The sequence below is a fragment of the Paraoerskovia marina DSM 21750 genome, assembly GCF_000701465.1.
In the GTDB taxonomy this organism is placed as follows: domain Bacteria; phylum Actinomycetota; class Actinomycetes; order Actinomycetales; family Cellulomonadaceae; genus Paraoerskovia; species Paraoerskovia marina.
In genome coordinates, this window is record NZ_JNIY01000003.1 from 1 (window position 1) to 23,796 (window position 23,796).

Annotated in this window: 15 protein-coding genes; 8 read left to right on the top strand and 7 right to left on the bottom strand. The window is 66.6% G+C overall.

Annotated features, from left to right (window positions below):
* Positions 1 to 884 (bottom strand): IS5 family transposase gene (locus Q343_RS14285; RefSeq protein ID WP_428829337.1). Its coding sequence is split into 2 segments (ribosomal slippage), with 882 coding nucleotides annotated over them: positions 1 to 534 and positions 537 to 884; the frame shifts between segments, so codons are not numbered across the junction. This gene is flagged as partial in the annotation.
* A gap of 234 nt (positions 885 to 1,118) precedes the next feature.
* On the opposite strand from Q343_RS14285, the gene Q343_RS0100025 reads away from it, so the two are divergent.
* The 4 genes from Q343_RS0100025 to Q343_RS0100045 all read left to right on the top strand — a co-directional run bounded on the left by Q343_RS0100025 (position 1,119) and on the right by Q343_RS0100045 (position 9,112).
* Positions 1,119 to 4,967, top strand: coding sequence for a YobI family P-loop NTPase (locus Q343_RS0100025; RefSeq protein WP_029251544.1), 3,849 nt, complete (start codon positions 1,119 to 1,121; stop codon positions 4,965 to 4,967).
* A 643-nt stretch (positions 4,968 to 5,610) separates the two neighbouring features.
* Positions 5,611 to 5,847, top strand: coding sequence for a hypothetical protein (locus Q343_RS0100030; protein WP_155990569.1), 237 nt, complete (start codon positions 5,611 to 5,613; stop codon positions 5,845 to 5,847).
* A 188-nt stretch (positions 5,848 to 6,035) separates the two neighbouring features.
* Positions 6,036 to 6,860 (top strand): DUF5677 domain-containing protein, encoded by an 825-nt coding sequence (locus Q343_RS0100035; RefSeq protein ID WP_029251546.1) that lies wholly within the window; start codon positions 6,036 to 6,038, stop codon positions 6,858 to 6,860.
* Positions 6,861 to 8,356: 1,496 nt separating this feature from the next.
* Complete coding sequence (locus tag Q343_RS0100045; protein WP_155990570.1) at positions 8,357 to 9,112, top strand: 8-oxoguanine DNA glycosylase OGG fold protein; 756 nt, start codon at positions 8,357 to 8,359, stop codon at positions 9,110 to 9,112.
* A gap of 1,707 nt (positions 9,113 to 10,819) precedes the next feature.
* Here the strand turns inward: Q343_RS0100045 and Q343_RS0100050 are convergent.
* The 3 genes from Q343_RS0100050 to Q343_RS0100060 form a co-directional block, all read right to left on the bottom strand.
* Positions 10,820 to 11,770, bottom strand: coding sequence for a DUF4268 domain-containing protein (locus Q343_RS0100050; protein ID WP_029251548.1), 951 nt, complete (start codon positions 11,768 to 11,770; stop codon positions 10,820 to 10,822).
* A 164-nt stretch (positions 11,771 to 11,934) separates the two neighbouring features.
* Positions 11,935 to 13,917, bottom strand: coding sequence for a heavy metal translocating P-type ATPase (locus tag Q343_RS0100055; RefSeq protein WP_081829507.1), 1,983 nt, complete (start codon positions 13,915 to 13,917; stop codon positions 11,935 to 11,937).
* On the bottom strand, positions 13,914 to 14,285 hold the full coding sequence (locus Q343_RS0100060; protein ID WP_029251550.1) for an ArsR/SmtB family transcription factor: 372 nt from the start codon (positions 14,283 to 14,285) through the stop codon (positions 13,914 to 13,916). Before Q343_RS0100060 ends, Q343_RS0100055 begins: the two co-directional genes overlap by 4 nt.
* 148 nt (positions 14,286 to 14,433) lie before the next feature.
* On the opposite strand from Q343_RS0100060, the gene Q343_RS0100065 reads away from it, so the two are divergent.
* From Q343_RS0100065 to Q343_RS0100075, 3 genes are all read left to right on the top strand, one after another.
* The gene (locus tag Q343_RS0100065; RefSeq protein ID WP_029251551.1) at positions 14,434 to 15,624 is read left to right on the top strand and encodes an AI-2E family transporter; all 1,191 of its coding nucleotides are present in this window, start codon (positions 14,434 to 14,436) and stop codon (positions 15,622 to 15,624) included.
* A 60-nt stretch (positions 15,625 to 15,684) separates the two neighbouring features.
* On the top strand, positions 15,685 to 16,902 hold the full coding sequence (locus Q343_RS0100070) for a BaiN/RdsA family NAD(P)/FAD-dependent oxidoreductase (RefSeq protein WP_029251552.1): 1,218 nt from the start codon (positions 15,685 to 15,687) through the stop codon (positions 16,900 to 16,902).
* Between the two features lie 122 nt (positions 16,903 to 17,024).
* The gene (locus Q343_RS0100075) at positions 17,025 to 18,926 is read left to right on the top strand and encodes an alkyl/aryl-sulfatase (RefSeq protein ID WP_029251553.1); all 1,902 of its coding nucleotides are present in this window, start codon (positions 17,025 to 17,027) and stop codon (positions 18,924 to 18,926) included.
* Between the two features lie 77 nt (positions 18,927 to 19,003).
* On the opposite strand, the gene Q343_RS0100080 is transcribed toward Q343_RS0100075, so the two are convergent.
* Together Q343_RS0100080 and Q343_RS0100085 are read right to left on the bottom strand one after the other, a co-directional pair.
* On the bottom strand, positions 19,004 to 19,411 hold the full coding sequence (locus tag Q343_RS0100080; protein WP_029251554.1) for a DUF2177 family protein: 408 nt from the start codon (positions 19,409 to 19,411) through the stop codon (positions 19,004 to 19,006).
* Positions 19,411 to 21,264, bottom strand: a complete 1,854-nt coding sequence (locus Q343_RS0100085; RefSeq protein ID WP_043109070.1) for an AMP-dependent synthetase/ligase — start codon at positions 21,262 to 21,264, stop codon at positions 19,411 to 19,413. Before Q343_RS0100085 ends, Q343_RS0100080 begins: the two co-directional genes overlap by 1 nt.
* A gap of 130 nt (positions 21,265 to 21,394) precedes the next feature.
* Here Q343_RS0100085 and Q343_RS0100090 point away from each other — a divergent pair, with 130 nt between their 5' ends.
* Positions 21,395 to 22,261, top strand: coding sequence for a DUF1295 domain-containing protein (locus tag Q343_RS0100090; protein ID WP_029251556.1), 867 nt, complete (start codon positions 21,395 to 21,397; stop codon positions 22,259 to 22,261).
* Positions 22,262 to 22,348: 87 nt separating this feature from the next.
* On the opposite strand, the gene Q343_RS13645 is transcribed toward Q343_RS0100090, so the two are convergent.
* Entirely contained in the window at positions 22,349 to 23,698 is a 1,350-nt protein-coding gene (locus Q343_RS13645; protein ID WP_248616707.1) for a GmrSD restriction endonuclease domain-containing protein, read from the bottom strand.
* Positions 23,699 to 23,796 lie beyond the last annotated feature (98 nt).

Consider the following 23,796-nt stretch of genomic DNA (forward strand, 5'->3'; position numbering starts at 1 on the left):
GGGCGTGTCCGGTGAATCGCGGAGCCAGAGGATGATGGCGGCGATGGTGAGTTCGGAGCGGTAGTAGGCGGCGCGTTTGGTGTAGCGGGTGGCCAGGGCGCGGAACTGTTTGAGGCGGTTGAAGCAGCGTTCGACGACGTTGCGGCCCTTGTATGTTTGGGCGTCGAAGGCGGGCGGGCGTCCGCCTCGGGTGCCGCGGCGGAGTCGGTGGGCGGCGTGGTCGGCCTTCTCGGGACTGGTGAACGCGATGCCCCGGGCGCGTAGTGCTCGTCGGGTGGCGGGGCTGGAGTAGGCCTTGTCGGCCAGCACTCGGTCCGGGCGTTTGCGGGGCCGCCCCGGCCCGTCTCGGTGGACGTTGACCTGCTCGAGCAGGGGCAGCAGTTGCGGGTTGTCGCCGGACTGCCCAGGGGTCAAGATCACGCTCATCGGCAGCCCGCGGCCGTCGGTCGCGAGATGGATCTTGGACGTCAGTCCGCCGCGCGAGCGGCCGAGTGCCTCACCGTCGAGGGCGAGGTCCGCGACCCACGCGGTCTTGCAGCCCCCTTTTTCCGCCCACCAGCCGCGTGCTGGTGAGCCCGAACGTGGGTGGAGTCGACCGAGAAGGTCCACTCCACAACTCCGACCGCGTCGTCCTTGACGATCACATGGCTAAGGATCTTGTCCCACGTGCCGTCCGCGGTCCAGAGTCGTAGCCGCTCGTGCGCCGTCTTCCACGGTCCGTACTTCACCGGCACCTCACGCCACGGCGCCCCGGTCCGCAACCGCCACAAGATCGCGTTGATCACCTGCCGATGATCACGCCACCGCCCACCACGACCGGTCGCGACCGGCAACAACGGCTCGATCCGCGCCCACGCCGCGTCTGTCAGCTCACCACGCCCCACACCCACAACCCGGACATTACCGGACACATACCAAGAACATTCGCAGGACAGGCCCTAGCGCTTCGCGAGGCGCGCGCAGATGATGTCGCTGCTGCTGCCGTTGCCTGCTGGGTGGCGCCTGGAGCCAGTAGTCGATTCGCGCAGTGCGGGGCTTCGGCCCTGACCAGCACGGTCGGGGACACGCCGAGCACACAGAACTGCTCGGGTTCTGGACCGTATCCGTAGCATTCGGTCATGCCCACCGTGCCGCGTGAACAGCCCGAGCATACGGAGGCTGTCGCCATGCCTTCCCCACAGGAGACCGCCGTCGTAGGCGAGGACAATCCGATAGCCAAGGGCAGCACTCAGTCACCGGGTGATCAGATGGATTTCACGAGCCTGTCAGCAGCGTTCAAGGACAACCATCAGGTCTACTACGACCTTCTGGTCCGGGCTATCGACGCCGACGGCGTCAAGAACGTGGCGATCACTGGTGCCTACGGAACAGGTAAGAGCAGCATCCTCGCGAAGCTTCAGGAGAAGCGAGGAGGAAACATCGTCCAACTCTCGCTCTCAACCATCGCCACACCCGATCGCGACGCTGATGCTGCACGCGGGGAACACCCAGCGGATGCAACCAACCTGATCCAGAAGGAGGTCGTCAAGCAACTGCTCTACCGGCTACCGCCAAACAAGACCCCTCGCTCACGGTTCCGACGTGCCAGCAAGGCAAGACACGGCCTCGACTGGCTCGTCGCCGGTGTAGTGGGTGCCGTCGTCATTGGCGTCCCCTTCCTGCTAGGTCTGGTCCAGCCGGTCGTGGAGCGTGTAGTTCCAGGCCCCGCCGTGCGCTGGTGGGCCACATACGCACTACTAGTTGCACTCGCGGCGGCAGTGGTATGGGCGATACGGCGGCTAGTCACCGGGCGCGTCGCGATGAGTGCGTCCCTAGAGACGGGCCTGACGACCGTGAATCTCTCCGAGAAGTCCGACACGTACTTCGATGAGTACCTTGACGAGATCGTCTATTTCTTCCAGGCGAGCGGCGTCCAGATCGTCGTCATCGAGGACATCGACAGGTTCAAGGACGTCCAAGTCTTTGACACGTTGCGTGCATTGAACGGCCTGCTGAACAGCGCAGGAGGCCTGTCACGGATCGTATTCGTCTACGCGATCCGAGACAGCGTGTTCGAACGCATCGGAGACGTCTCAAATAAAAGGGAGAGCTCTGATCCTGCCGAGAGGGCCATCGAGCTAGAGAGCAGAACGAAGTTCTTTGATGTCATCATCCCCGTCGTGCCGTTCCTCAACGCCGACAACGCCCGCGATCTAATGTCCCGCGTGATGACGAGCCCCAAATTCACCATCTCGCCCAGCCTCATCCGGACAGCAGCCCGCCATACCGCTGACATGCGGCTGATCCACAACATCCGCAATGAGTTCGAGGTCTACCACAATCAGCTCGTTGCACCCGACGATCACCTGTACGGCATCGACGACGACCTGGTCTTTACCATGGTGCTGTACAAGAACACACACCTGGGCGACTTCGAGAAGATCAGACACAAGGCCTCCAGTCTCGACAACCTTTATGTGGACTGGCGCAGACTGGTCAACGAGAACCTCAAGGCCGAACTCAAGAAACTAGCCACACTACGCGCGAGGACTACCCTCGACGAGATGGCAGACACCAGGGCCCGTCACCTGGGTGGCCTCGTACTCTCCCGCCAGCGTGCCCTACGAGCGGCTCTGCAATCGGTCTACGGAAATCAAAGTCGGGCGACCTTGGATGGCGCCGCCACGGAGGAAACCATCGAAGATCGGGCGATATGGACCCAGATCGCTGCAGGCACCGCGCTGCACTTCGTGCTTGAAACCGGCAGAGGACAGCCTACGAAACTGGTCTTCGATGCCACTGCACTCGGAGCACTGCTCGGGACCTCGATCAATGCCGACGAATGGGCGGAACTCGACCGCATTGAGGTCGACAAGCGGGTGGCGGCATGCGAGGAACGGATCAAGACGCTTCGCCACCACACCTGGGAAGAGTTGTGCACCAGGACAGAGTTTGCAATTGCAGTCGACAGCGAGCCCTCCGCTAAGGTGCTCGACGACCCCGAGACAGCCAAAGGGTCGCCAAGCAGTGGTTCACCTACCCCACCTCCTGCTGAGGGTTCTAGCCAGACGACGAGGACCGCGACCTTCGACCAGCTCATCGACCGACATCTCCTGACGCCACTTGCCAAGGAGTTGGTCCGCAAGGGCTTCATCACCGACCATTTCGCGCTCTACACCTCGAGCTACTACGGCATCCACCTCGGCCCAGACGCACGCGAATACGTGCATCGCTGCATCCGGCCGGGAGAGCCTGACGCCACCCACAAGCTCTCGGTCAAATCGGTCCGACAGATCCTGCTCGATCAAGGTGGCGCCGAGGACGACCTGGCGGACATCTTCGAGGACCCCAGCATCTTCAATGTCTCTATCGTCGACTACCTCCTGACGGAGCGACCAGGGGCCGCGGTGAAGGTCGCAGAGCGGTTGGCTGCATGGGGAGAAGCCGAGTCCGAGTTCGTCGAGATCTACTGCGCCGAAGGCGCCCGACCGGACCTACTTCTGTCAGCGATGGCCCCGCACTGGAAGGCAGCCGTGCAGTACACCGCTGTGAGTGCCCCGCATTCCTCAGAGAACTCTCGCGAAAGGGCCCTCAACGCCGTGCTCTCCGCGTTACCGACCGCGGCTGGCTACCTCGCAGACGAGCGGGTCGGCGACGTCGTCGAAGCCACATACCGAAGGCTGGCTGCTGTCACGCTCCCGTCCGACGACCAGCGCGCCAAGATCGTCTTCAAAGTCATCGCAACCAGCGGTGCCATACTTGGATCAGTCGGCACGTTCAACGACCACGCGCGGGAGGTAGCCACAGCGCAAGGTCAGTACCTAGTCACGGAGGAAAACCTACGAGAGCTTTCAGGCAGCGCCTCGATAGCGCTCGACGAGCTCAAGACCGCCGACGCTCGCATCTACACCCACGCTCTCCGCCACCTCAACGACTACCTCGCAGCATTCAATGATTCACCGGCCACAACGCACACGATTAAGGCCGGACCTCAGTTCGTGGGAGTGGTCAATGACGCCGCTAGCCAGGTAACCGACGCTGACCTCGAGGCTCTGATCCACCACGCGTGCCCCTGTCGGGTGGGTGACCTAACCAAGATCGCAAATGTGTCCTGGCACCACATCATGCAAGGGAATAGGGTCGATCCCACCTTTTCGAACGTCAACTCTTACATCGCCGAGTACGGTGTCGACGAGGCCCTGGCAGTCTTCCTTGACCTGCACCCTCAGCTCGAGTGGGAAGAAGTCACTGCGCCTGGTCCTGAGCGCGTAGAGGTCGCGGTTCAGATAATCAACGCACGTGACGTAATCCCCGACGTACCCGCACGGATCAAGATCGCGAAGCACCTCCAGCCAGGCGAGCTGCACGTGGACGCGCTCGAGCCCGAGTCAGGTGCGCTACCTGCCCGACTGATCGAGGCAGGGCTCCTCGCCGACGACGCTGAGACCTTCGCCAGCAGTCTCATGACTGACTGGGAGACCCGCGAATCGGCAATCAAGGTCTCCACGAACTACTCACACTTCATCAACGTCCGGACTCTGCCAGTTGCCGAAATCTCAAAGCTGCTTACCAGCCCCCTCAGCCAGGACATCAAAGAGATGACCGTGGACAACCTGGAAGGTCTTCTCTCCTTGGCCACGCGTGTGGATGCCCAGGACATCGCTCGAGCCCTCAACGCGAACGGCTGGAGTGTCCAGGCCGCGCATATCGATGCTCTCATCGAAAGAGAGGCCAGTCCGCTAGACGTGACCGCCCTGATCGCGAGCAACGATGGCCTGGACCTCGACACGCGGCGCGACCTACTGCGAAGGATGGGCGGGGATTACGCGCGACTAGCCGATGTCGGAGAGCGACCTGTTTTCTTGCCCAATGATCCAAACTTGCGAAAAATCCTTGAGTCCCTGAAGGGCGCAACGGTCTCTTCCTACGACACCGACAAGCGAAGGCCTGACCGCATCCGCGTCAACTTGCACAAGGCCGAACGCTGACGCATCAGAAGTGCGTTCCGGGGTGGTTGTGGGGCGTAGGCCTGCAAGCGTGAGACTTGGGCCTGAGTTCGAGGGTGCCTGTAGGCCCTGAAAACTATGAACCTCAAGGGGTTGGATCCACACGAGCGGTAAACCACCGAGTCCGTCGCGACGACCATGGGAGTGACCTGCACTCAGCTCGACGACAACAGGCAGCCGGCGATGCACGACGTCGCGCTCGCCCGCGCGGACGGCACCCCAGCCGTGCTTGAGATCAGCCGTGCAGGCGAACACACAGCGTTCTGGCTTGAGGCGCACTGCTCGCAGCCCCGGGCCACTCCTGGAGAGTGCGACTGGACCGCGATGGTCCCGGCCGATCGAGAGTTCACGTCGACGATCCTGGAGACGTTCTTCCCAGAGCGAATCAAAGAGCGTGACGCCGCGAGGGTTCACACGCCCGATGCCTTGCTCGCGGTCCAGAATTGTTACCTCGGAGCCGGAGGCCCGAACGTGGTGGGTTGGTGCGTCGCCGCGCGGAGCCACGGCCTCCTCATGCAGAGCCACACGCCGGGTGTCCGAACGACCGCAAATCTCCTTCTCCCTGAGCAGTGGCGGGACTTCCGACCAGGGATTGCGAACTCTCGATGCGTGGATGTGCACGCAGGTGGCCGAGTCGTGGTTCGCCTCGAACGTCGAGAAGTTGGTTCGGTCGGGCTTCGACGTGTTACACCTCGGTTTCTCGCTCCACCACGTCGCCGTTCGCGAGAGTCTTCTCGTGATCCTCATGCGGGCTACAGGGATCAGCCCTGTGTCGAACCTCAACGCCTGGCCCTTGTCCGACCTGTGGCTCTTCGCGCCGTTCGCGCCCGTCTTGGTCCACTGGACGAAGGTCGACGGGTGAATCCTCCTCGATCGGCCCTAGAGCACGACTGGCACCAAGGTACTTTGCTGTTGAACGATCCTCGAGAGCCCTGTGGCATACGTGTCGCCACCCGATCTGGCAACCGAATGCCCCCAATTGCAGAAGACCTCTCTAGGTCAGTCCCGCGAGCCTTTGACTTGCTGTGCAGTTGCGAACAGGATCGCGCTATGTTCACGTCTGAGTTCGTGTTCGATACAGCGACTCCTGTCCCAAGCGAGAGAGATACCGATGGTGGAGCCGCCACTGCGGGGGCGCATGCCCGACCTGCTGAAGCGGAGCTGCTCGCATGGATCGAGGAGTGCATTTCTGACTTCCGCGACCGGGGAGAGTTCAAGGTGCTTGCGACCCACAAGGATGAGCTTCTGCTGCTCTTCGGTGTCATCGGACGGACGGTTCGTTTTGCGGATGGATACCTCAAGTTGTGCGAGCTCGGGTCCATGAGCGAGGGCGTCCCGTTGGCGAGGGCTGCGCTGGAGCATGCTGTCACGGTCCAGTGGGTGTACATCATGAAGGGCGGTGTCGGGCGATATCACCGGGCGGTCATTCAGGACCGGCGTGACCACTTCGCAAGGCTCACGGACTGGCTTAACGATACCGAGTTGCTTGCCGAAGTCGAGCGGCTCGAGCGGACGCCAGAGGGTAAGCGACTCCCTCCATTCATGAACATGCTTAGGGACCTCGACGAAGGCAAGTTCCTCGAGACGACTTACCACGTGCTTTCTCAGCAGGTGCACGTTACCCATTCGGCCGTCACGGCCTTCCTCGGTGGCGATGACGATCAGGTGCACCTTAAGTACGAGCAGGACTACCCCTACTCGTATCAGGTCACGTACGCAGTGGCCGTCGCCTGCATGTTGGTGCGCTGGATCCTTGCGGACCTTACTAACGACGATGGCCTCATCGCAGTTCTCAACAAGAAGTCGGACGCACTGATCTTGCCGATGAACTTCATCGACGGTGTGCCGCCTGACAGGCGACGCGCTGGTCTCTAGGGTCGGCGGCAGCGCTGGCGGTCTAGCCGCAGGAGCGCCTCGAGCAAGCGCATCGCCGCGAGTAGCGGGAAGAGGGCGATACTGAGGTCGCTTGTGAGCCGAACGTTGGTGGCACGCATTGCCTGCGTCGCTAACGACCTCACGCTTGCTGGCGTCCAGGTAGGCCCACGGCCGTCCGTGAGCGAAGCCGGAGGACAACTGCCACGGGGACAGGACCCCCTCGGGCACCTCGCCAGGGAGTTGCTCCTCGCAGTACTCCACGACTGCCGTGCTCAGGTAGCCCTGGCGAAGACTTTTCGGGTCGAGTTCGTTCTGAAGTGCAACGCGGTCGAACTTGGCGAGGTGCTCCTCGGGCGTTGCGATGGCCAACCCGCGCACGTCGAGCGCCTTGTGCTGGTCGGCGTAGTTCTTGTAGTGCCAACGAAGCGCCCGCTCGACCCGGTCCCGCCGCCCGATGGGCGATAGCACCCAGTAGGCGGTGGCGAGATTCTCCAGGGCTCCACCCGACAGTGATGAGGGTGCGGCGAGATGTCGCACCTGCTGGTCGATGACCAGCATATTCACGGCGTGAATGTGGTCCACGCCGGCCAACAGGCCTTGCTCTACAACGTAGGAGACAGGGTACGGACCCGAGGCTCGGTCGTCGCCGACAAGCGACGAACCGGCCTCTAGCGGGAACCCGCCCCGTGTACCGACCCGCCTCATCATGGCGTCGATCAGGGGTGCCACCTCAGCCCACTACTTCTCGACCGCTTTCGGATCGAGAGCTACCTCGCCAGAGCTCATAGAACGAGTATTGCGGACACCACCAATACCGAGAGGCTCACCAGCGCGATCGTCATCTGAGTCTGCTACCGGTCCGACCAGGGTACTGACCGGCCTGACCATGCCGCGGCTTGCGGGCGGCGTTGGACGAGGAGCCGGTCGCTACGCACACGACTCTGCCGACGGCATTCCCAGTGCGCCGCTCTTCGATAGCATGGCCTGTGGCCCGCTACTTTGCGCACATCTGCGACACGCCCGAGATCACGCAAAACACGGCGGCGCGTCCGCGCAATCTGCGCTGCACGTCCACATTTTTGTCGACGTGCAGCCTAGATTGCACAACGGCGCAGGCATGCTGCATGAGTCGTGCTGGACGGGGGTGTAACTAGCGCTGAATCAATGCTCGAGCCGTGGACGCGACCCCTGCTGCAGCCGCATGCGACCTGCCCCGCGGTGATGCATGGATTCTCGGCGGCGAGTGGTGTGGCGTTCTCGAAGGGGAAGATCGGTAGGTCGGACGCGCCAGGCTACCCGGGGGGGCTCGGCTTGGCGACTAGGTTCTGCTTCGTGGCGTCGTCAGGGATTCGCGAAGAACGGGCCAGCACCGACGAGGCCGTGCCGGGTGATCCCACGGGCGAACTTCCGCGATACGCGGTCCCGAAGTCCGGGATCGCGGACTTCGGGACGTGTCGTTCGTGTCGGGCAGGCTGGATGGCTGGCACTGTTGTCCCATGGTCCAGCGCAACCTCGAACGTCCGCCCGGCTTCGAGCCGCCTGCTTGGACTGGTTCGTGGCTCGGCCGCCGGAACGAGGTGATCCTTGACCACGGGTTCACGGCGGATCAGCTCTTGCCGAGCTGGTGGGACGAGAAGCTGGAATCGGCTGGCCTTGCGGGGCACTCGATCGACATCCCGTCCCATGGGGGCGGAGCGCCCCGGCTCACGCGTAGGGACCTCTTCGTCATGGCATCCGACCTTGACGAAGGCTCGCCCGACGACGACTATCTCCGGCTGCTGTGGCACGTTCTCGCCTGGGGTTCTGGAAGGTCCCGCCGCAACAACCTTCAACGGATCGCGGCCTTCACCGACCCCGAGCTCCGCCAGGAGCGCGTGGCGCTCCTCCGCTCAGCAACGGTCGCGGCTCGACAGGGGGATGCGGCAATCGCCTACGGCACGCTGATCCGGCGGGGAGGCGGCAAGATTCCCGGGCTGGGCCCAGCGTTCTTCACGAAGTTCCTCTACTTCGTCGGAAGCGGGAACGCCGCCCACGCCTGTCTGATCCTCGACGCCAGGGTGGCGAAGTCACTCCACACCGCAGGGTGGTCCACGATCCCCTCCGGCTCCTACAACTGGTACACCGAGACATACGTCGCCTACTGCGAGCTGCTGGCTCGCTGGGCGGAAGCAGCCAGCAACACGACAGGGAAGCCCATCGCTGCCGACGAGTATGAGCGGGCGCTCTTCGCTGGGCATCCGCTCTCCGGTTAGCAGACTGCAGGATCCTTGTCAGCGGCTCACGGTCAACCACGGACCTTGAGTCAGACTCCGCCGCGGACCGTGCAGACTACTTTGCGCGACCGACGCGCCACGCCCGAGATCGAGCAAGGTAGGCAGGCGTGTCCTAGCAGTCTGCGCTGCACGTCGACACTGTTCGAGACGATGGGTACCTAGCGATTGCCTCCCGCTCGTGCCAAGGGGTTTCGGTATCACCGATCCGGTAGGCAGCGCAGATAGGCAATATGCGCGTCCATCGCCATAGCTGTTCCTGAAACTTGCTTCGCAGATCGACGGGGTCTGCGACGCAGTGCCCTGATCACCGGGCCGCTCCAGATGTGAGGCAGGCCGTCGCGTTCGACGCTGAACCGATCCCGTTCCACTAGGATCCGGCTCAACGCGTCGTGCGTAGGTTGCCCGGTCGGATTGTCTCAAGTGGGCCTTTGCACGGTGCAGGCGCGGTCGCCTTGCCCAGCGTCGGTACCCTGAGCATATGCACCTCCGACGTCGAGCCCGATGCCTGCGGATTGGTCTTGCTGTGGGGGCAACCGTTCTCCTATTCGTAAGTGGTTGCAGTCCTGCGCCGAATCCAGTTGTGGCGGGCAGCATCCCTGTAACCACGCGGTCATCCGATGTGGATGGCAGTGGCGGCACCGAGGTCCCATTACCGAGCGAAGCGACCGCTCCAACCGAGCCATCTCTGAAGAGTCCAGGCACAGAACCTGTTGAGTCGCTTCCAACGCGGAGATCGAGCGAAGCGAGCGAACAGACGCCTTCTCCGCCACGGTCAGCGAACGCGCCCACCGCGTCCGGTACGCCGAACGCGGAGTCCGTACGGATCAAAGAAGAACCATACGAGTGTTCGAGCGGGGTGGTCGTAGTCCAAGCTCCGACTAGCCTTTCGGTCAACGTCGATGATGTGACAGAGCGAATTGCGGTTCGCATGGGCGCGGAGGACACCATCACCCCAGAACAGGTGACATTGAATAGGGCTACCTGGTCGGGGGGGCTAATTCGAAACGACAGCAATCGGATCGTATCATTCGATTCAATTGGTCTCGACGTAAGTGCTGAAGTGAATGGTAGGAGGATCGGCTACCCAGGAGGCGGGACTAGGGGAGACCTGAATCCAGGCGAGAGCGTTTCTCTGGATCTGTTCGTCGACGGATCATGGAAACGGGAGGATCCGGTAATTATGAAGTTGTCTGGGACCATCTTTGCTACCTGGTGGGAAGACCCTAGGTACGTGGATGATAGCAGCCATTTTTGCGAGTCGGAGCCAGTCGAGGTATTTCGAGAATAGTTCTATTGGGGTCAGGTGTTAGTGTCCGCCCCGGATTGACCTTCTCGTGGACGGCATTGTGTTGATGCAACACCGTCTTCATCGAGAAATCCGCATAATTGGCTGAGTTAATAAATTCAGTAGCGAATCTAAGAGCGTTCCAAAGTTTGCTCGCTTCGGTTCGGATAACCGCGCGGCTGTCCTGACGGGCAGGATGACAGTCCTGCACTGGACAGCCCTTCGCGATTCGGGTGCAAAGTTTCCTTTTCGTTGACCCGCTTGTTGCGTGAGGCATCGATAGGAAATACCGCGTGCTCATGCAACGGTGGGCCTCGCTCGCAGCGAAGCGATGGGGAGGGCGTTCCCTCGCGCCGATAGCCTGACCCCAAATTGGCCCGTGCTGTCGAGGGATCCAACCGCTAGTTAACGCCACCTGCCGCGAAAATCGCAGCGCGCATCCTGCGCTGGCACTGGATCAACCACTCAATCGCCTGCGGCCATTGCGCTCGATCATCGACATCTGTGAGGCCCGACCGTGTGACAATCCGTGCGCCCTTTCGTCCCGGCATTGCATCCCACTCGCATTGTGCGCCAAGTGCTTCTTCGAACTCATCCTTGCGAACGAGAAGGGCGCCGAAACGGTTGGCATTTAAGTCTGCGTCGGTCGATTCGAAGTAGACTTGGGTGACCAGTTCGCCCCCGACCCAGGCCATCGAGATCACCACCCCGCTCGTGCCTATGGGGGTGTTGCACCATGCCTGCGCGGTAGTGCGGGCCCGCGTCCACGATGGGTCTTCGATGCGAATGGCTTCCAGAGCCTGCTCCCAAAATGCACGATACGTCCCTGCGCGGGGAGAATCAGAGCCCTTGAAGCGAACCGCGCTCTTGACCTCTTTCTCCCAGTCGTTCGGCTCGGCGACGAGTTCGAAGCTCGGGGCGGGTATCGAATCGTTGATTTGCACGACGTGGATTTCGACACCGAAGAAGCGCGTGTACTCGTCCGTGCGTTCGTTGAGCCAGTCGATTGCTGCACGGTGTTCGGATCGAAAACGCGTCGCGATCCAAACCACGGTGCGCGGGTCAGTGCCGGCCGCGTAGGTGATGATCTGGCCGAGGTGCGTGTGGTCGGACGGTTCAAGCTGATTCTCGACGATTACCGGTGCGCCAGTTGCAACGTCGTAGCCGAACAGGTCTAGGCTGAAGCCGCCGACTGGGTGCTCGGCGACTTCAAGAACCAAGTCCATTCCAAGAAGGTCAGAGAGAACGTCGACGTTCTGCAGTAGCCATGGCGTGAAGTCGCGGGCTTCGTTTGGCCAGACCTCTCGCGGGGCTACCGGAGTCAACCGGCCAAGTTCGGCTTTCGTACTCAACGGGGTGTCCTCACAAACGTGTTCAAAGGCACTCTCAGGGTTGCCAGGTAGCTCTCAGACTACGTCTTCTGGTATCTCGGAACCGTCACGCTCGTGGAGAGTCTTGAGGCTCGTCAGCTTTCGGAGGCAGCGCTCTCCTCCGGTGTCACTGACGACGGAGGGCTCTATCGCGGCGATCTGCTGCCGGCATGACGCTCGTGTACGGGTGTATGACGTTTCCGTCTACCTAGCGAGGCCCCTCGAACGCCCCGGTTCGCGCCGCGCCCCGCCCGGACCCCGTTGGCGATGACGAAGACCTCGGCGACCTCGTGGACGAGGACGACGGCCGCGAGGCCGAGCACTCCGAAGAGTGCCAGGGGGATGAGCACCCCGATCAGGAGCAGCGAGAACGCGACGTTCTGCCACATGATGGCGCGGGCGCGCCGGGCGTGGCTCAGCACCTGGGGGAGGTGGTGGAGGTCGTTGCCCATGAGCGCGACGTCGGCAGTCTCGATCGCGACGTCGGTGCCCATGGCACCCATCGCGATCCCGACGTTCGCGGTGGCCAGGGCGGGGGCGTCGTTGACGCCGTCGCCGACCATCGCGACCGGCCGGCGTGCGGACAGGTCGCGGACGATGTCGGCCTTGTCCTCGGGGCGCAGGTCGGCGTGGACGTCGGTGATCCCGGCCTCGGCGGCCAGGGCGTGGGCGGTGCGCTCGTTGTCGCCGGTCAGCATCGCCACGGTGTAGCCGTCGCGGGTGAGGTCGCGGACGACGTCGGCGGCCTCGGGGCGCAGCTCGTCGCGCACCGCGACCGCCCCGAGCAGCACCCCGGCGTCCTCGACGAGCACCGCGGTGGCGCCGCGCTCCTGCATCCGTGCGACGTCGGCTGCCAGCGGCCCGGCGTCGATCCACCCGGACCGTCCGAGCCGTACCTGACGGCCGTCCAGGGTGCCGGTGATGCCGGCCCCGGTGACCGCTGCGACGTCGGACGTCTCGGGTCGCTCGGTGGTCGCGGCGAGGATCGCGCGGGCGAGCGGGTGCTCGCTCCGGGCCTCGAGCCCTGCGGCGACGGCCAGCACGCGGTCGGTCGTCTGGCCTGCGGCGGGGACGACCTCGACGACGGCCGGGTTGTTCTCCGTCAGCGTGCCGGTCTTGTCCAGGGCGAGCGAGCGGATGGTGCCGAGCTGTTCGAGCGCGGCACCACCCTTGATGAGGACGCCGCCCTTCGACGCGGCCCCGACGGCGGCGACGACGGTCACGGGGACCGAGATCGCCAGCGCGCACGGGGAGGCGGCGACGAGGACCACGAGGGCGCGCTCGACCCACAGGGCGGGGTCGCCGGCCAGGGACCCGATCACCGCGATCAGCGCCGCTGCGACCAGGATCGCGGGCACGAGCCGGGAGGCGATGGAGTCGGCGAGGCGTTGCCCCCCACCCTTGCGGGCTTGCTCGGTCTCGACGATGTGCACGATGCGCGCCAGGGAGTTGTCCTCGGACGTCGCGGTGACCGTGACCTCGAGGGCTCCGGTGCCGTTGATCGAACCGGCCAGCACGCGTTCGCCCGGGCCGGCCTCGACCGGGACCGACTCGCCGGTCAGTGCCGAGACGTCGAGGGCGGTCGTGCCGGTCAGGATCTGGCCGTCGGTCGCGACGCGTTCGCCGGGCCGGACGAGCATGACGTCGCCGATGCTCAGGGCGGCGGGGTCGATCTGCACGTGCTCGCGCCCGCGGACGACCGTGGCCTCGGTGGGCACCAGGTCGAGCAGGGCTCGCAGTCCGCGACGGGTCCGCGCCAGCGAGTACTCCTCGAGCCCTTCGGAGATCGAGTAGAGGATCGCGAGCATCGCGGCTTCCTCGATCTGCCCCAGGACCACTGCGCCGACAGCGGCGATCGTCATCAGCGTGCCGACGCCGATCTTGCCCCGGAGCAGGCGGCGCACCGCCCCGGGGACGAACGTGCTGGCCGCGATCACGAGCGCCACCGCCTCGAGCCCGACGACGATCCAGTCGGGCATGGTGGTGGTCCACGACAGCAGCCACCCAGCCAGCAGGACGACGGCGGCCACCAGCGCAGCTCGGATCTCGCCGACCTGCCACAGGCGTCCGGACTCGTCGTCGGCCTCGGGGGCGGCCACCTCGTCGGAGGCGCAGCAGGCGTCGGTCATCGTGCGGCCTCCGCGACCGGCGCGTCCGCGCCGTAGTTGGGGCACAGCACGACGGCGTTCCCGGTCGCCGCGAGCAGCACCTCGGCGGCGGCGAGCATCTCCATCAGCTCCGGGCGGGCGAGCGAGTAGTAGACGCGCCGTCCGTCCATCCGTCCGTCCACGAGGCCGCAGTCCTTCAGGCAGGCGACGTGCGAGGAGATCGTCGACTGCGCGAGGCCGAGGTCGGCCGTCAGGTCTGCGACCCGTGCCTCACCGGCCGCGAGCCGGCGCACGATCGCCAGGCGGGCCGGGTCGCCCAAGGACCGGAACAGCGCCACACCCGGTTCGATGCCGTCGGTGGAGGCGCACTCGTGCGAGATGATCGACATAGATCGATAATAGCCAATCGCAGCCGATGATCAAGAGCGTCACCGTCGGCACAGGGCCCGGCAGCCCGCGCGTCGCCGTCAGATCCCGGTCGCGCCGCACTACGGTCTGATCGGGCCGCAGGTCGCGGACCAGCGAGGGAGGACGGTCATGGGTGGGGTCGGTCGGCGTCGTGCGCGGCGCTCGGAGCGACGGCCGGAGCGACCTCCGGAAGAGGAGCGCGCCGTCGAGACGAAGGCTCCGGCGGACCCGGAGCCGCGCGGTGCCTCGAAGCTGTGGTCCACCGGGTTCGGCCACGTCGCGACCCGCTCCCTCCAGGTTCTCGCCGTCATCGCCGTCGCCGCGGTCCTGATCTTCATCGGTGCGCGACTCACTCTCGTCGTCATCCCGGTTCTCATCGCACTGGTCTTCGCGGCGGCGATCTCCCCGCTCGTGTCGTGGCTACGACGTCGGGGTGTGGCCTCGATCCTGGCGACGTGGATCGCTCTCCTCGCCCTCGTCGCGATTCTCGTCGGCGTCATGTGGCTCGTGGTGCTCGCCGTCGTCAATCAGTGGGACGAGCTGCAGAGCCAGGCGCTCGACGGCATCGACTCGTTGCAGTCCTACGTGCAGGACCTGCCGTTCCAGATCTCCAGCGAGCAGATTTCCTCGGTCCGGGAGTCCGCGACCGGACTGCTGCAGTCCAGCGCCGTGGGATCGGGCGCGATCGCGGGGGTCTCGCAGACGGCAAACTTCGTCACGGGCTTCTTCATCATGGTCGTCGTCCTGTTCTTCTTCCTCAAGGACGGCCCGGCCATCTGGGAGTTCCTGCTGCGCCCCTTCAGCGGCGAGGCGTACGACCGCGGCCGGCGCGTCGGTTCGGCGACCATCCAGACCCTCGGGAACTACGTCCGCGGGACGGCGATCATCGCCGTCGCCGACGCGGTCGGGATCGGGATCGGCCTCGCGATCGTCGGCGTCCCGCTCGCCATCCCGCTCTCGGTCCTGGTCTTCCTCCTGGCCTTCATCCCGCTCGTCGGAGCCACGTTGGCCGGCATCCTGGCCGCTCTGGTCGCACTGGTGGCGCTGGGGCCGGTCGAGGCGCTCATCGTCGTCGCGATCGTCGTCGGGGTGAACCAGCTCGAGGGCAACTTCTTGCAGCCGGTCGTCATGGGGCGGACCCTGAGCCTGCACCCCCTGGTGATCCTGATCGCGCTGACGGCCGGCACCGTGCTGGTCGGCATCACCGGTGCGGTGCTCGCCGTCCCGATCGCCGCGTCGATCTGGCGGGCCATCCAGGTGTGGGACGGCCCCGACCTTCCGGCGAAGTTCGCACGGCAGAAGAGGGCCGAGACGGTCTGAGCCGGCCGACTGCTATGTTCGCCTGATGCTGAGGGCCACCGCGTGCCGGGATCGCGCCCGATGACCACCGCCACCGTGATCGGCGGCGGCCCCGCGGGCCTGATCGCCGCCGAGGAGCTGGCGCGCGCAGGGGTGACGGTGACGGTCTACGACCGGATGCCGTCGGTCCCGCGCAAGTTCCTCATGGCCGGCCACGGCGGGCTGAACATCACGCACAGCGAGGACCGCTCCGCGTTCCTGGAGCGGTACGGAACCGCGGCCGACGCCCTCGCTCCGATGCTCGACGTCTTCGGTCCCGACGACCTGCGCGCGTGGTGCGCCGACCTCGGGGAGACGACGTTCGTCGGGAGCAGCGGGCGCGTCTTTCCGCAGTCGTTCTCCGCGAACCCGCTGGTCCGCGCGTGGCTGACCCGGCTCCGGGACCTGGGCGTGCGGCTCGAGCGGCGTACCCGGTGGGTCGGTTGGGACGACGACGGAGGTCTGGTCCTCGAGGCCGCGGACGGTTCGGTGAGCACTGTGACGTCCGACGTCGTCCTGTTCGCCCTCGGGGGAGCATCCTGGCCACAGCTCGGGTCGGACGGCGGGTGGGTCGGTGCGTTCGTCGACCGGGGTGTGCGTGTCACGCCGATGCGCCCGGCGAACGTGGGCCTTCGGGTCGACTGGAGCGAGATCTTCTCCGAGCGGTTTGCCGGCGTGCCGCTGAAGAACGTGGCCCTGACCGTCCGCGGGACGTCGACGACGGTGCGGGGCGATGCGATGGTGACGCGGACCGGGATCGAGGGCGGCCCGGTCTACGCGATCGGCGCCGCGATCCACCGCGCGCTGGACGACGGCGAGTGCGTGCTCGAGGTCGACCTCCGGCCGGACCTGAGCGCGGAGCAGCTCGAGACTCGGCTGCGCCGCCGGCGCCCCAAGGACTCGACGTCCAACTGGCTGCGGCGCACGCTCGGCCTCGACCCCGTGGCCATCGCTCTGCTCCGCGAGGCGGGGCCGCTGCCCGGAGACCCCGGGGCGATGGCCGCGCTGGTCAAGGCAGCGCCGGTCCCGGTGGACGCGACCATGCCGATCGAGCGTGCGATCTCCACCGCTGGCGGCATCGCGTGGCCGGAGGTCGACGAGGCACTGATGCTGCGGCGGATCCCCGGCACGTTCGTCGCGGGGGAGATGCTCGACTGGGAGGCCCCGACGGGCGGCTACCTCTTGCAGGCGTCCTACAGCACCGGCGTGGTGGCGGCCCGGGGCATGCTGGCGTGGCTCGACGATCGCGGCGGGCGGTAGGCGGGGCGTTCCCCGACATTTCCACATCCTTCGCCCGCCATAAAGCGTTCCCGTTGCAGGGTGCTCCCACCGCTGATTGTCTGGAGGCTCCGACGGTGCATTCCGATGAAGGAGACCCCCACATGTCAGATCACAAGCCGGCGTCACGCCACACTGCCGAGGTCAACGCCGCACTGGGCCGTGAGCTCCCGTTCGACGACACCCAGGACTTCGAGGACTCGCACCGCGGCTTCATCGCCTCGCTGCCGAACGGCGGCGTCATCAAGGACGACGACGGCAACGTCGTCTGGGACTTCAACGACAAGGCGCAGGCGCAGGAGGGCACCGACGCCCCGGACACGGTGAACCCGAGCCTCTGGCGGATGGTCCAGCTGCTTGGCATCGGCGGCCTCTTCGAGGTCACCGAGGGCATCTACCAGGTGCGCGGTGCCGACCTGTCGAACATCACCTTCATCGAGGTGCCGGACGGTGTCGTCGTCATGGACCCGTGCCTCTCGGCGGAACCGGCCCGGTTCGGGCTCGACCTCTACCGCGAGCACCGCGGCGACCGGCCCGTCGTCGGCGTGATCTACACCCACAGCCACACCGACCACTACGGCGGCGTGCGCGGGATCGTGGACGAGGCCGACGTCGTCGCGGGCAAGGTCCAGATCGTCGCTCCCGAGGGCTTCGTCAAGGCGACGCTCGACGAGTTCGTGATCGGCGGCAACGCCTGCAGCCGGCGCACGAGCCTCCAGTACGGCTCGCTCGTCAAGGGCGGCCCGACCGGGACGATGACGGCGGGGCTCGGCCTTGGGACTTCGACCGGGTGGACCACCCTGATCCAGCCGACGGTCGACATCACCGAGACGGGACAGAAGCTGAACATCGGCGGGCTGGAGTTCGAGTTCCAGCTGGCGCCTGACTCCGAGGCCCCGAGCGAGATGTTCTTCTACATCGAGCAGTACCGCGCCTTCTGCCCGGCCGAGGACGCGACGCACACCCAGCACAACCTCTACACGCTCCGCGGCGCGAAGATCCGTGACGCGCTCGCGTGGTCGAAGCACATCAAGGACGCGCGCCTGCGCTACGCGGACAAGACCGACGTGATGTTCGCGCCCCACCACTGGCCGGTCTGGGGCAAGGAGGCCGTGGTCAAGCAGCTCAAGCTGACCCAGGCGATGTACAAGCACCTGCACGACCAGACGATGCACGCGGCCAACGCCGGGTACACGATGCTCGAGGCCGCGGAGCAGATCCAGCTGCCCACGTCCCTCGCGCACGAGTGGACCACGCGCGGCTACTACGGCACGACGAGCCACAACGTGAAGTCCATCTGGGCCTTCTACCTCGGCTGGTACAGCGGCAACCCGGCGCAGCTCTGGGAGCTGCCGCCGGAGCCCGCGGCCTCCCGCTACGTCGAGTTCATGGGCGGCGCGGACGCCGTCCTGGAGAAGGCGCAGCGGACGTTCGACGAGGGCGACTACCGCTGGACGGCGCAGGTGGTCAACCACGTCGTCTTCGACGACCCGACCAACGAGCGCGCCAAGGCCCTGCTCGCGGACACGTACGAGCAGCTCGGCTACCAGGCGGAGGCCGGCACGTGGCGCGGGTGGTTCGTCTCCGGGGCCAAGGAGCTGCGCGAGGGCGTCCAGGACCTGCCCACCGTGGACCTGCAGAGCGCGGACACGATCAACGCGATGCCGGTCGACATGTTCCTCGACTACCTCGCGATCCGGCTCAACGCCGAGAAGGCCGACGGCAACGACCTGACGGTGAACCTCAAGGTCACCGATCCCGAGGTGGAGTACGCCGTCGTCGTCGAGCACGCGACGCTGGACTACGAGCCGGGCAACCTGCCCGACGCCGACGCGACCGTCACGCTCGACCGTCCCGCGCTGAGCGACCTGATGACCGGGACGTCGACCATCGCCCAGATGGTCGACGACGGACGCGTCACGGTCGACGGGGACAGCGGCGCGGTGGAGCGGCTCGCGGGCATGCTCGACGAGTTCGAGTTCTGGTTCAACATCGTCACACCGTGACAACCAGCCTCGTCACACGGTGACGAGCCGAGGGCGGGGCGCGTCGGCGCCGCGCCCTCGTGCTGTGCCCGGGCGGGTCAGCGCGGCCGGAGCACGAGGGCCGTCACCAGCGTCACGACGGCCGACGCCGCAGCGCCCCAGAGCAGGTCCGTCACCGCCACGAGCGTCGAGAACCCACCGATGACGGCGAGAGCGGTCAGTCCCCAGGTGCCGTAGGCGACCGCGCCGAGCAGTGCGCCGTCGCGTACCCGCGAGCCCAGACCGGCGTCCCGGTCCTGCGGCCTGACGCCGAAGTGCACGAGGCCGACCAGGAACAACAGGTAGAACGCCGCACCGGCAGGCGCGTTGATCGTCTCGCCGAGGAGCGTCGGGATCTCGGCCTCGTAGGTGGGCAGCGCCACGAGCGTGATCCACAGGGCGTCGAGCACCCCGAAGACCACGGCCGCGACGAGGTAGGCGGTGAACCAGCGTGCCACGGGGTGCATCAGGACGTCGTCGCCGATCCGGCGAAGAGCCCGTCGACCACCGGTGCGGCGGCCGTGGCGAACGCGGACCGCTTGAGCTTCATGGTCGGCGTGACCATGCCGCCGGGAATCGAGAGGTCCGTGACCACGACGGCGAACCTGCGGATCTGCTCCGAGCGCGAGACCTGCGCGTTCGCCGCGTCCACCGCCCTCTGGACCGTGGCGCGGAGACCGTCGTCGTGCACCTCGACCACCTCGCCCGGTGCGGGAACCTCCGGCGCGGGGCCGACGCCGTCCCGGTCGCCCCAGGTCTCGAGCGCCTCGGGGTCGAGCACGACGACGCCCGCGAGGAACGGCTTTCCCTCACCGACGGCGACGGCGTGCGCCACGAGGGGATGGTTCTCGATGCTGGCCTCCCAGGCGGCGGGAACGACCGACTTTCCGCCGGAGGTGACGATGACGTCCTTGAGGCGGCCGTGCAGCGTGAGGCGGCCGTCGTCGTCGAGAGACCCGAGGTCCCCCGTGCGGAAGAACCCGTCGACGAACGCGTCGGCGTTGTCCGCGGGGTTGCGGTACCCCGCGAAGACACCGGTGCCGCGCGCGAGGACCTCGCCCTCGTCGGAGATCCGGACGGTGGACCCGGGCAGCGGGACGCCGACCGACCCGGCGCGCGAGTCGGAGGGCAGGTTGCCGGTCAGCGGCGCAGTCGTCTCCGTGAGCCCGTACCCCTCGAGCACCGGGACGCCGATGCCACGGTAGAACAGCGCGAGGTCGGCGTCGAGCGGCGCCGCGCCGGAGAGCAGGTAGTCGATCCGCCCACCCATCAGGGCGCGGAGGCGGCGGAAGAAGACGGCGTCGAAGACGCGGTGCCGTGCGGCGAGCCACGCTGACGGCTTCTCTCCGCGCTCCTCGGCCCGGCCGCGCTCGACGGCGGTGCGCTGCGCCGCGGACCACACCGCGCCCAGGTGCTTGGCCTCGGCGGCGCCGGCGGCCGCGCCGCGGATCTTCTGCAGCACGCGCGGGACCACCACCAGGAAGGTGGGGCGCAGCACGGCCAGGGTCGGGACGACGTCGCGCGGGTCGGACAGGTGCGCGATCCGCATGCCGTTGGCCAGGCAGACGAGCTGGAGCCCGCGAGCGAGGACGTGGGCGAGCGGCAGGAAGATGATGGTGCTCCCGCCCTCGTAGACGACCTCCTGGTACCCGGCCGCGACGTTGAGCACCTTGCCGACGAGGTTGCGGTGCGTGAGCTCGGCCCCACGCGGAGCACCGGTGGTGCCGGACGTGTAGACGATGGTCGCGACCGCGTCCAGGTCGGCGTGCAGACGGCGCTCCTCGAGCACGTCGTCGGAGATGCGCGTGCCGTCGCGGACCAGCGCGGTGAGGTCCGGCGGCCCGCTCCGGCCGGTCGGTACGTCCATCGACCACACCCCGAGGGTCGGGTGATCGCTCGCGTCGAGGGCCTCGGTCAGCAGGTCGACGTGCTCGGCGCTGCCCCCGATGCCGAGCCGCACCCGGGCGTCGCTGACGATCGCGGCCACCTGGGCGGGCGCCGACGTCTCGTAGACGGGGACGACCACCGCACCCGCGAACCACGCCGCCATGTCCGCCAGTGCCCACTCGTACCGGGTCGGCGCCATGATGGCCACGGAGTTGCCCGGCTCGACGCCCGCGGCGACCAGACCCTTGGCGAGAGCGACGACCTCGTCGTGGAACTCGTGGGCCGTCACCTCGTGCCACGCGCCGTCGTCGGCGGTTCGGCGAACCTCGAACGCGACCTGCTCCGGTGCGACCCGGACCCGCTGCATCAGGAGATCGGTCGCGTTGCGGTGGTCGTCGTACGAGGCCCGGGCGGGGCGGGACTCTTCGCGCATGTCGGCTCCTCGGGTGGCGTGCCGCGTGCGGAGAACCCACGATAAGGGGCCAGTCCGGACGAAGCGGGAATCAGACACCGATTGTCACGGTTGCCGCGACCGGACGCATCCCCTGAAGGAAGGCATCGAGGTGACGAGCCGAGAGCGCAAGTCGTTGGTCGTGGTCGCGCTGGTCGTGGCAGTCGGAGCCCTGGTGGCGCTCGCGGGCAGCCAGAACGGGGCGGAGGTCGGTGGGATCCCGGTGTTCGCACTGGCGGCTTCGGCCGCGTTCGTCATCCAGTGGATCGTGTACATCCCGTCGTACCTCAACCGTACGGAGCGGTTCTTCGACCTCACGGGGAGCCTGACGTACATCGTCGTCACGATCGGCGTGCTGGTCCTCAGCGGGGCGACGGACGCCCGCGCGTGGATCCTCGCCGCGATGGTCGTCGTCTGGGCGGTCCGGCTCGGGTCGTTCCTCTTCCGCCGGGTCTCCCGGGCGGGCAGCGACGATCGTTTTGACGACCTGAAGACGTCGTGGCCGCGGTTCCTCGTGACGTGGACCCTGCAGGGGCTCTGGGTGATGCTGACCGCCGCGGCGGCATGGGTGGCGATCGCCGCCGAGTCGCGGCCGGCCCTCGACTGGCTCGCCTGGGTCGGCATCGCCCTGTGGGTGGTCGGTCTGACGATCGAGGTCGTGGCCGACAACCAGAAGAGCAGCTTCAAGGCCGACCCCGCGAACGAGGGCCGGTTCATCCGCACCGGCCTCTGGTCACGCTCGAGGCACCCCAACTACTTCGGTGAGATCGTCCTCTGGGTCGGCGTCGCCGTCGTCGCGGCACCCGCGTTCGTCGGCTGGCAGTGGGTCGCCATCATCTCCCCGGTGTTCGTCACGCTGCTCCTCGTCCGGGTCAGCGGCATCCCGATGCTGGAGAAGAAGGCCGACAAGCGCTGGGGCGGCGAGCCCGAGTACGAGGAGTACAAGCGCACGACGCCGGTCCTCGTCCCGCGCCCGTAGGTCACCCCCGTACAGAACGACACCGCCGTACAGAACAACACCGCCGCCGCACAGATCCGTGCGGCGGCGATGTCGTTCCCGGTGGTGCTACTCGCAGCCGACGCCGTCTCCGTCACGGTCGAGCTTGCGGGAGTAGCCCGGCTCGCCGACGCGGATGGGGTCCGCACCCGCAGCGCGGACGGCCGAGCAGTTCTCGTAGTAGACGGCGACCGGGGCGGGTTCGGGCTCGGGAGCCGGCTTGGGTTCCGGCTCCGGCTCGGGCTCCGGCGCTGGTGCCGGCTCGGGGGCGGGGGAGGGCTTCGTCGTCGGCTTCGGCGCCTCGATGACGGTCTTCTCGTCGTCCTCGGAGGCCGCGACGGCGACCTCGGCCTCGGGCAGCGGCTCGTCCGCGCACGCCGAGAGCACGCGCGCGATCGCGTCCTTCTCCGCCTCCGTCACCCAGAGCTCGTACTCGAGCTTCACTGCGACCTGCAGAGCGACGTACTCGCACCGGAACGCCTTGTTCGGCGGCAGCCAGGTGGCGGCGTCTCCGGCCCCCTTCGACGCATTGGTGGGGCCGTCGACCGCGAGGAGGTTCAGCGGGTCATTGGCAAACGCCTCGCGCTGCGCGTCGGTCATCTGCTGGGCGCCCTTCTGCCAGGCGTCCGACAGCGCGACGACGTGGTCGATCTGGACGTCGTTGGACGTGCCGACACCGCGCGTGAAGTCGATGGTGGTGTCCGTGTAGGGGTCCAGGAGGGTGCCCGTGAGGACGGTGCAGTCGTCTGAGTCGACCGTGATGCCCGTGAGGTCGCGGCGCAGGATGTCGTTGCGGGTGTCGCAGCCGTTGTCGTCCGGGTCGGTCCAATGGTTGAAGAGGTCCCGGTCGTATCCGGTCTGCGGGGCGCGACCCTTGACGGTGAGGTCGGCCACCGCCGCGAGGGCGGTGTCGGTCTTGGCGTCGGCGATGGCCTGCGAGACGGCCTCGGCCTCGGCGGCCTCCTGGGCGGCCTTCTCCTCTGCGGCCCGAGCCTCCTCCGCGGCCTTCTCGGCCGCAGCCTCCTCCTCCGCCAGGGCGGCAGCCTCGTCGGCCGCCTTCTGCTCGGCGGCCTCGGCGACGGCCTGCGCCTCCTGCTCCGCCGCGTCGTACGCCGGAACCTGCGCGCCGAGTCCGCTGATGAGAACGACGCCGGCAATTGCGAGGCCGGCCGTCCCGAGGCCGAGGTTCCGCGACCACCCTGCGATGCCACGCTTCTTCGCGACGAGCCACAGCACCGTGAACACCGGGCCGACGAACAGGACGACGCCGAACGTCGCGAGCCCGATCAGCGGGACGAAGCTGGTCACGAGGAGGAGCACCGCGACGGCGATCGGTACGACCAGCCAGAGCCATGGGCGGGACTTCCCGCCCGATGCGGACGGGCTGCCGCCGTTCAGGCCGTTCTGTTGAAAGCTCACAATGCTCCTTGGGTGGTGTGGGTCACCCAAAATACCCAACCGAGACGACATTTCGTGCCGAGCAATGATTTTTGAGACGGGGCGCGTCCTCAGATCGC

Coding starts and splice junctions, on each gene's coding strand:
- Q343_RS0100085 (WP_043109070.1), bottom strand. CDS start 21,264: ATGCGCGAAGAGTCCCGCCCCGCCCGGGCCTCGTACGACGACCACCGC.
- Q343_RS0100060 (WP_029251550.1), bottom strand. CDS start 14,285: ATGTCGATCATCTCGCACGAGTGCGCCTCCACCGACGGCATCGAACCG.
- Q343_RS0100080 (WP_029251554.1), bottom strand. CDS start 19,411: ATGCACCCCGTGGCACGCTGGTTCACCGCCTACCTCGTCGCGGCCGTG.
- Q343_RS0100055 (WP_081829507.1), bottom strand. CDS start 13,917: ATGACCGACGCCTGCTGCGCCTCCGACGAGGTGGCCGCCCCCGAGGCC.
- Q343_RS0100045 (WP_155990570.1), top strand. CDS start 8,357: ATGGTCCAGCGCAACCTCGAACGTCCGCCCGGCTTCGAGCCGCCTGCT.
- Q343_RS0100065 (WP_029251551.1), top strand. CDS start 14,434: ATGGGTGGGGTCGGTCGGCGTCGTGCGCGGCGCTCGGAGCGACGGCCG.
- Q343_RS0100070 (WP_029251552.1), top strand. CDS start 15,685: ATGACCACCGCCACCGTGATCGGCGGCGGCCCCGCGGGCCTGATCGCC.
- Q343_RS0100035 (WP_029251546.1), top strand. CDS start 6,036: ATGTTCACGTCTGAGTTCGTGTTCGATACAGCGACTCCTGTCCCAAGC.
- Q343_RS0100025 (WP_029251544.1), top strand. CDS start 1,119: ATGCCCACCGTGCCGCGTGAACAGCCCGAGCATACGGAGGCTGTCGCC.
- Q343_RS0100075 (WP_029251553.1), top strand. CDS start 17,025: ATGTCAGATCACAAGCCGGCGTCACGCCACACTGCCGAGGTCAACGCC.